The following is a 1,513-nucleotide window of genomic DNA, read 5'->3' as shown; positions in this document are numbered from 1 at the left end:
GGCCGCAGCCACCCGGAAAAAGAGGGAGGGAAGCCATGTCTTGACCCAATCATGACCCGCTCAGCATAATCCAAGGTGGGTCACTTCTCGATGGAAACCCCGGGTCAGTTCTGGGTGGAAATCAACAGGACTGAGGATTGCGTCGCCGCTGTTCCACGGCATGGCACAATTCAAATTTAAAATAATATTTTCAACGACATAAGCGCGTCATGGATTGCTCATCCAGATGGGCCTCCTGCATGGGCACCTTTATGGATCCTGAAAGAGCTCTCCTCGTGCGACCGCCCACCGTCCCTCGCTGGCAGTGAAAAGCCGCCCCGAGAGGACCAAACGCGTCTGGTTTCGGGGTTTTAGTTGGTGACCGGATTGGAAGGCCGAGAAATCACAGAACATCCACCACCACATCGCCTTCTTAGCTAAAGCGAACAAGCTCGCGCCGCCCATCTGGATGTTCTTTGATCAGCAGATCGCTCGGCGTATCGTCTTCGACATAGTAGATCGGAACGCCCGCCTCCAAGGATTACTGTGCCGCGCTCTCGTCGCCACGCAACAGGTCCAGCAGCATTTCCCTCCAGACACCCTCAGACGGCCCTCCAGCGGCCTCCTGAGCGCTCAGACGGGTTATGGCCGCCTCAGCGATAGCCACGGCCTCCGGGACGGTGTCAGACGCGGCCTCGCCCGCTGCAATGGCACATTCCAGGAATCCCTCCAGATCGGCGCTGGTCGCGAGATCGTCGGCTTGCTTCGCTGTCTCGAACTTCTCGGCCAAATCAGCCTCCTCGATTGATGCCTCCCGATCTGGGGAGCTTCAGCCCCCCTCCATCAAACCTAGGCGCCGGATCGATCTCGCGCGCTTCTGCATCGCCGCGAGGTCAAACCGAGCACGGAGGCTTCGGTAACTAGGATCTCCTGTCAAAATCATGGGGAGCGCTAGAGAAGTTCAACAGGATGCATGCCACGGTCAAGCATGCGATATTGACGCGTACCCCCAGACTCCATGACGTTTGAGAATTAGCAGCTAGCTGGCAAGCATGATCGGGAGCACCCAGATGACGCAGATCGCGTCAAAGATCCTTGGAACGGTGAACGCGCCCTATGGCGCGAACCTGTCTGCATCCCAGCTTGCTGCCTGTATCTCGGATATCGCGGCGACGCAGTCGGCCATGGGGCCCGTCTTCTCCTTTTTCTCGGAACTCGCGCCAGAACTCCAAAACGACTTCGTGGCAGAGATGGGCCTGTCCGCAGCCAAGGTGCGCAGTGTCGCGGAAATCATGCAAGCCTCATGCCCCTTTCCGCTCGCCCTCGCGGCCTGACAGCGCCCCGGCCATGAGCACGCCATCTTCGCCCCTTCCGCTTAGGACCGGCGACCGACGCATCCGGCCCTCTGCAGATGGGGTGGATGGCTCCCGCTCCCGGCGTCGCAATGCGCCATACTGCAGGTGTCAGAATCTGCGATTGAGAGGAGCCATCCCATGCAGGTTACCACTGTCGGCCTCGACCTGGCCAAGAACAT

2 protein-coding genes are annotated in these 1,513 nt (G+C 59.2%); one reads left to right on the top strand and one right to left on the bottom strand.

Annotated elements, in window-relative coordinates:
* Positions 1 to 520: 520 nt before the first annotated feature.
* Positions 521 to 769 (bottom strand): hypothetical protein, encoded by a 249-nt coding sequence (locus KM176_RS24725; RefSeq protein WP_202398120.1) that lies wholly within the window; start codon positions 767 to 769, stop codon positions 521 to 523.
* 280 nt (positions 770 to 1,049) lie between these two features.
* Between KM176_RS24725 and KM176_RS24720 the strand changes: the two genes are divergently transcribed.
* Positions 1,050 to 1,313 carry a hypothetical protein gene (locus KM176_RS24720; protein ID WP_160897348.1) on the top strand — a complete coding sequence of 88 codons (264 nt, stop codon included), beginning with the start codon at positions 1,050 to 1,052 and terminating at the stop codon, positions 1,311 to 1,313.
* The last annotated feature ends 200 nt before the right edge of the window (positions 1,314 to 1,513 follow it).

The organism is Pseudooceanicola endophyticus (assembly GCF_018760365.1).
In the GTDB taxonomy this organism is placed as follows: domain Bacteria; phylum Pseudomonadota; class Alphaproteobacteria; order Rhodobacterales; family Rhodobacteraceae; genus Pseudooceanicola; species Pseudooceanicola endophyticus.
This window is presented reverse-complemented; position numbering and strand designations above follow the sequence as displayed.